Consider the following 6267-nt stretch of genomic DNA (forward strand, 5'->3'; position numbering starts at 1 on the left):
ACCATCGCCGACAACGTCGGTGACAACGTCGGCGACTGCGCCGGCATGGCCGCCGACCTGTTCGAGACCTATGCGGTGACCACGGTCGCCACCATGGTGCTGGCGGCGATCTTCTTCCGCGACCAGCCCTACGTCGACACCATGATGCTGCTGCCGCTGGCCATCTGCGGCATCTGCGTCGTCACCTCGATCATCGGCTCGTTCTTCGTGCGTCTCGGCAAGAGCCAGAACATCATGGGCGCCCTGTACCAGGGCCTGATCGTCACCGGCGTACTGTCGGCGATCGCCGTGTATTTCGTCATCGACGGCCTGATCACCGGCCCGATCGTCACCAACACCGGACTGACCATCGAACCGATGAGCCTGTTCTGGTCGGGCATGGTTGGCCTGCTGGTCACCGCCGCCATCGTGGTGATCACCGAATACTACACCGGCTCCAACTTCCGCCCGGTGCGCTCGGTCGCCAACGCCTCGGTTTCGGGCCACGGCACCAACGTCATCCAGGGTCTGGCCGTCTCGCTCGAGTCGACGGCCCTGCCGGCGCTGACCATCATCATCGGCATCGTCGCCTCGTATCAGCTGGCGGGCCTGTTCGGCATCGCCATCGCCACCACGACCATGCTGGGCGTGGCGGGCATGATCGTGGCCCTCGACGCCTTCGGTCCGGTCACCGACAACGCCGGCGGCATCGCCGAGATGGCGGGTCTTCCCTCGGAAGTCCGTCACTCGACCGACGCCCTCGACGCAGTCGGCAACACCACCAAGGCCGTCACCAAGGGCTACGCCATCGGTTCGGCCGGTCTCGGCGCCCTGGTGCTGTTCGCGGCCTATACGTCCGACCTGGACTATTTCGCCGCCAATCCGGAACTCTATCCCTTCTTCGCCGGCATGGCCGAGATCGATTTCGGCCTGACCAATCCTTACGTTGTCGTCGGTCTGCTGTTCGGGGGGCTGCTGCCCTTCCTGTTCGGCGGCATGTCGATGATGGCGGTGGGCCGGGCGGCCGAGTCGGTCGTGGCCGAGGTGCGTCGCCAGTTCCGCGAGAACCCGGGCATCATGACCTATGAGGTCAAGCCTGAGTACGGCAAGGCGGTGGACATCCTGACCAAGGCCGCGATCAGGGAGATGATCGTGCCGTCCCTGCTGCCGGTGCTGTCGCCGATCGTCCTGTTCGTCGCAGTGCTCTCGATCTCGGACAAGGCGACGGCCTTCGCCGCGCTCGGCGCCATGCTGATGGGCGTCATCGTCACCGGCCTGTTCGTCGCCATCTCGATGACCTCGGGCGGCGGCGCCTGGGACAACGCCAAGAAGGTCATTGAAGAGGGCTTCACCGACAAGAACGGCGTCGTCCACGGCAAGGGCTCAGAGGCTCACAAGGCCGCGGTGACCGGCGACACCGTCGGCGATCCCTACAAGGACACCTCCGGTCCGGCGGTGAACCCGATGATCAAGATCACCAACATCGTGGCCCTGCTGCTGCTCGCAGTCCTGGCCAGCGGCAAGGTGTTCTGATCCATTCGAAACCAGCCGCCGCGTCCCGATCGGGGCGCGGCGGTCGCCAGGAAAGAGGCCCCGGAGAGCGATCTCCGGGGCCTTCTTCGTATGGAAATGGAAGCGGCGACTATTCCCGGCGCTGCTGGCCCGGCTGGTCTTCATCCGTGCGGGGCAGCTGGCCGCGGCCGACGTTGCCGAGCAGCTGCTCAAGGATGGTCAGCTGACGTCCACGGGTCGGGGTCTCACGGTCGTTCATGGCGACGCGCTGGCCGTCCTCGAGCCCAAGGGTGCGGACCTCGGACACCAGACCGGCGTCATTGAAGGTGATTTCGGTCACCGAACGCTGGGTCACCTGCGGGCGGTTGTAGGTGTATTTCTCGGTCACCTGGCTGATGTAGTACCAGACGTTGTCGCGCTCGAAGGTTGAGGTCGTGGAGGGCGTGCCCAGCCGGGTCAGGACGGTCTGTTTCGTATCCGTGCCCGCGACGATGTCCGTCGGCTTGGCGTCGATCGCCTGGAAGCCGTTCTGACCCACGACCGGCGCGCAGGCGCTGGTCAGGGCGATGGCCGAGACGGCGGCGATCAGGAGGTTCGTACGGAGCATTTGCGGCGCCTGCGACATCAACAAGGTCTTTGACCTAACCGGACCCGAGCCTTAGTTCAACGGCGCGGCGGAAAAGGGGCCGTATGATCATGCTTCAGAATCTGTTCCGAACCCGTCCCCGCGAACGTCTTGACCAGTCGCTGTACGAAGCGGCGGTGCGTCAGGCGCGCGATCCGGCCTTCTACACCCGGTTCGGCGTGGCCGACCGTATCGATGCGCGGTTCGAGCTCTATACGCTCCATGTCCTCCTGCTGGTCATGCGGCTGCGCGACGAGGGCGAGGGTGGCGCCGAACTCGGGCAGGCGCTGTTCAACACCTATGTCTCCGCTCTGGACCACGCGCTGCGCGAACTGGGCGTGGGCGATGTCTCGGTCGGCAAGAAGATGCGCAAGCTGGGTGAGTCCCTGTACGGTCGAATGACGGCCTGGGAACCCGCCTTGCGCGCGGGCGACGCGGCGGCCCTGGCCGCGAGCCTGGCCCGCAATGTGTATGAGACCGGGGATGCCGCGACGGGCGAGGCCCTGGCGGCCTATGCCCTGGCCAGCCGGGCCCGTCTGGCGGCCCAGACCTTTGACGCCGTAGCACGCGCCCCGGAGTGGGCGGAGACCGCCGCATGACCCTTCCCGATCTTCCCTACAGCGAGCCGGTTCGCCTGCATCAGGTCGCCGGCGGCGTGAAGCGGACGCTGGAGCCCGACGCGGCGGCGCGGGCGCGGATCGTCAAGGCGCTGGATCTGGCTTCGCTGGACGCCTTTTCCGCCGAGATGGATCTGGCGCCGTCGCCGGCGGGCTGGCGGCTGTCCGGCCGGGTGCGCGCCAGTCTGGCCCAGACCTGCGGCATCACGCTGGAGCCGCTGCCGCTCGAGATCGACGCCCCCTTCGTTCTGACCCTGGCCGAGGCGGTGGATGAGGAGTCCGATGAGATCGTCATCACCATGGACGACGAATCGCCAGACCTGATCGAGAACGGCCAGATCGATCTGGGCCAGTACGCCGTCGAACAGCTGGCACTGAGGCTGGATCCCTTCCCGCGCAAGCCCGGCGCCGAGTTCGTTCAGCCGCCCGAACCCGCTGAAATTTCGCCGTTCGCGGTGTTGAAGCAACTTCGGCCTTCCGACGAAGGTTGACGCAGGGGCGGCGCGGTTGCATCCCCCCGGTGCGGCGCTATCGTCGCCAAACTGACAAGCGCCGGACAGACGGCGCGACGGAGTCGAAACGGCTTGTCATCCCCGATCCTGATTTCGCTCGACGCCATGGGCGGTGACCACGGTCCTTCCGTCGTGGTGCCCGGCGTAAGCGACTACCGCAAACGTCACGGCGGCGAGGGCGTGCGCTTCCTGCTGCACGGCGATGAGACAGCGATCCGGGCCGAAATGGTCAAGGCCGGCCTGACCGACGACGTCTGCATCGTGCGCCACTCCGACAAGGTTGTGGCCATGGACGAAAAGCCCGCCCAGGCCATGCGCCGCGGCAAGGGCTCCAGCCTGTGGAACGCCATCGAGGCGGTCAAGCTCGGCGAGGCCGGCGCGGTCGTGTCGGCGGGCAATACCGGCGCCCTGATGGCCATTTCCAAACTGCTGCTGCGGATGTCCGTACCGGGTCTGGAGCGGCCGGCCATCGTCGCCAGCTGGCCGACGCCGAAAGGCGTCACCGCCGTGCTCGACGTGGGGGCCAATATCGAAAGCGATGCGGCCCAGCTGGTCGAGTTCGCCATCATGGGCGAGGCGTTCATGACCGCCGTCCACGGAGTCGCCAAACCGACCATCGGCATTCTGAACGTCGGCTCCGAGGACGTGAAGGGCCACGAAGAGGTGCGCGAGGCCGCGCGCCTGCTGCGTGAGGGCGGCTTCGGTCTGGACTATTTCGGCTTCGTCGAGGGTACGGACATCGCCAAGGGCACGGTCGATGTGGTCGTGACCGACGGCTTCACAGGCAATATCGCGCTGAAGACGGCCGAAGGCGTGGCCAAATTCATCGCGGGCCTGATGAAGGAAGCCCTGACGTCCAGCCTGCTTTCAAAGGTCGGCGCCTTGCTGGCCATGTCTGCGCTGAAGCGGATGCGGGAGAAGATCGACCCCAACGCCATCAACGGCGGGCCGCTTCTCGGGCTCAACGGCATCGTGGTGAAAAGCCACGGCGGCGCGACGCCGGGCGGCTTCGGCTCCGCCATCCGGGTGGCTGTCGAACTGGGTCGCAGCGACTATATGGAAAAGGTCGGGGCGAACCTGAAACGGCTGACGACCCTGCTTGAGGACCCCATCGTCAATTCGGCGGAAGAACCCGTCGGGGAGAATATTCAGTGAGCGTAGTCCGCAGCGCCGTGACCGGCGTCGGCTCCTTCCTGCCGGAACAGGTCGTCACCAATGCCGACCTGGCGCAGATCGTCGACACGTCCGACGAGTGGATCCAGGAACGTACCGGCATCAAACAGCGCCACCGCGCGCGAGATGACCAGCCGACCAGCGACCTCGCAACGGAAGCTGCCCGACGGGCGCTGGCCGATGCCGGCCGGACCGCGGCCGAGGTCGATCTGATCATCGTCGCCACCACCACGCCCGACATGACCTTCCCGTCGGTCGCCTCGATCGTGCAGCGCAAGCTGGGCGCTCCGGTGTGCATCGCCTTTGACGTTCAGGCCGTGTGCTCGGGCTTCGTCTATGCGCTCAGCGTCGCCGACGGTTTCGTGGCGCGTGGCCTGGCGAAATGCGCCCTGGTCATCGGGGCCGAGGAGATGACCCGGCTGATGGACTGGACCGACCGGTCCACCTGTGTCCTGTTCGGCGACGGTGCCGGCTGTGTCGTGGTCGAGCCGCGTGAAGGGCAGGGGACCAAGGCCGATCAGGGTCTGCTGGGCTTTGCGCTTCGCTGCGATGGGACCAAGACCGACCTGCTCTACGTCGATGGCGGACCCGCCACGACCGGGACCGTCGGCCATCTGCGCATGGCCGGAAATCAGGTTTTCCGGCATGCGGTAGTCAACATCGCCGAGGCCATCACCGCCGCCTGCGCCGCCTCCAACATCGAGGTGGCCGACGTCGACTGGTTCGTGCCGCATCAGGCCAATCAGCGGATCATCAAGGGCGTCGGCGATCGTCTGGGTCTGGACGAGAACAAGGTCATCTCGACCGTGGCCATCCACGCGAATACCTCGGCGGCCTCCATTCCGCTGGCCCTCGACGCGGCGATTCAGGACGGCCGGATCAAGCGGGGCGATCTGGTTCTGCTGGAGGCCATGGGCGGCGGCCTGACCTGGGGCGCATGCGCGTTTCGTCTGTAGGGCGATTTCCGGCTTTCCATTTGACGACGCTTGGCCTTTTATGGTCGCCGACCGACCTTTGGAGGGGAGCGGACCTTTGCCCGAACACCAGACCCTGACGCGCGCCGATCTCTGCGAAGCGGTGCATGAAGATGTGGGCCTGTCACGGCAGGAGTGCTCGGCGCTTGTCGAGCGCACGCTCGAACTGATCATCGAATCGCTCGAGCGCGGCGAAACGGTGAAGCTCTCCGGCTTCGGCGTTTTCCAGGTGCGTGAGAAGCGCGCCCGGATGGGCCGGAACCCGAAGACCGGCCAGCCGGCGGCGATCCACCCGCGCCGGGTCATCAGCTTCCGCGCCTCGCAGATCATGAAGGGCCGGGTTCACGACGCTGTCGTGAGCGCCTGACGCCCGTGGCCAAGAGCCCGAACGCCTTCCGGACCATTTCAGAAGCGGCGACCGAGGTCGGCGCCCCCCAGCATGTGCTGCGCTTCTGGGAGACGAAATTTTCCTTCCTGACGCCGCTGAAGCGGGCCGGCGGGCGGCGCTTCTACCGGCCGCAGGACGTGGTGCTGCTCAAGGCGGTGAAGCGGCTGCTGCATGAGGAAGGCCTGACCATCAAGGGCGTTCAGCGCCTGCACAAGGAACAGGGGCTGAAGCGTCTGGCCCACTATGGCGACCCCGAGGGCGCCGTGACCTTCGAGCTGGAAGGCGCCGCTCCGGCGGCCGTTTCCGCGCCGGCAGCGACGGGTCAGTCCTCGATCCGCCTGCGTCAGGTGTTGGCCGAGCTGGAAGGCGCACGGGCCCGTCTGGAAGCCGTGCTGACGAGAAGCGCCTGAGGGCTGCTTTTTCGGTTTGCGGCGTCGCCAACCCCGTCTATAGGGAGCGCCTCTCGGAGCGTGGCGCAGCCTGGTAG

The 6267-nt window shown here is 66.5% G+C and carries 8 protein-coding genes; 7 read left to right on the plus strand and 1 reads right to left on the minus strand.

What is annotated here, in order from left to right; translation table 11 throughout:
- Positions 1-1512: sodium-translocating pyrophosphatase (locus tag B3E43_RS01025; protein WP_292026035.1), on the plus strand; the 1512-nt coding region annotated here is incomplete at its 5' end.
- 109 nt (positions 1513-1621) lie between these two features.
- Here the strand turns inward: B3E43_RS01025 and B3E43_RS01030 are convergent.
- Positions 1622-2098, minus strand: a complete 477-nt coding sequence (locus B3E43_RS01030; protein ID WP_292026036.1) for an outer membrane protein assembly factor BamE — start codon at positions 2096-2098, stop codon at positions 1622-1624.
- A gap of 83 nt (positions 2099-2181) precedes the next feature.
- Between B3E43_RS01030 and B3E43_RS01035 the strand changes: the two genes are divergently transcribed.
- The 6 genes from B3E43_RS01035 (at position 2182) to B3E43_RS01060 (ending at position 6190) form a co-directional block, all read left to right on the plus strand.
- Complete coding sequence (locus B3E43_RS01035; protein ID WP_349677546.1) at positions 2182-2715, plus strand: ubiquinol-cytochrome C chaperone family protein; 534 nt, start codon at positions 2182-2184, stop codon at positions 2713-2715.
- A complete protein-coding gene (locus B3E43_RS01040; protein WP_292026037.1) occupies positions 2712-3224 on the plus strand; it encodes a YceD family protein in 513 nt (170 codons plus the stop codon). Before B3E43_RS01035 ends, B3E43_RS01040 begins: the two co-directional genes overlap by 4 nt.
- 93 nt (positions 3225-3317) lie before the next feature.
- Positions 3318-4400: a phosphate acyltransferase PlsX gene (gene plsX / locus B3E43_RS01045; RefSeq protein ID WP_292026038.1), complete on the plus strand. Its 1083-nt coding sequence runs from the start codon at positions 3318-3320 to the stop codon at positions 4398-4400.
- Positions 4397-5374 carry a beta-ketoacyl-ACP synthase III gene (locus B3E43_RS01050; RefSeq protein ID WP_292026039.1) on the plus strand — a complete coding sequence of 326 codons (978 nt, stop codon included), beginning with the start codon at positions 4397-4399 and terminating at the stop codon, positions 5372-5374. The genes plsX and B3E43_RS01050 overlap by 4 nt, the downstream gene beginning before the upstream one ends.
- 40 nt (positions 5375-5414) lie before the next feature.
- A complete protein-coding gene (locus B3E43_RS01055) occupies positions 5415-5759 on the plus strand; it encodes an integration host factor subunit alpha (protein WP_292026040.1) in 345 nt (114 codons plus the stop codon).
- 5 nt (positions 5760-5764) lie between these two features.
- Positions 5765-6190, plus strand: coding sequence for a MerR family transcriptional regulator (locus B3E43_RS01060; RefSeq protein WP_292026041.1), 426 nt, complete (start codon positions 5765-5767; stop codon positions 6188-6190).
- Positions 6191-6267: the final 77 nt, after the last annotated feature.

The sequence above is a fragment of the Brevundimonas sp. UBA2416 genome (genome assembly GCF_002343105.1).
Classification (GTDB): Bacteria; Pseudomonadota; Alphaproteobacteria; order Caulobacterales; family Caulobacteraceae; genus Brevundimonas.

Coding starts and splice junctions, on each gene's coding strand:
- B3E43_RS01030 (WP_292026036.1), bottom strand. CDS start 2,098: ATGCTCCGTACGAACCTCCTGATCGCCGCCGTCTCGGCCATCGCCCTG.
- B3E43_RS01035 (WP_349677546.1), top strand. CDS start 2,182: ATGATCATGCTTCAGAATCTGTTCCGAACCCGTCCCCGCGAACGTCTT.
- B3E43_RS01055 (WP_292026040.1), top strand. CDS start 5,415: ATGGTCGCCGACCGACCTTTGGAGGGGAGCGGACCTTTGCCCGAACAC.
- B3E43_RS01040 (WP_292026037.1), top strand. CDS start 2,712: ATGACCCTTCCCGATCTTCCCTACAGCGAGCCGGTTCGCCTGCATCAG.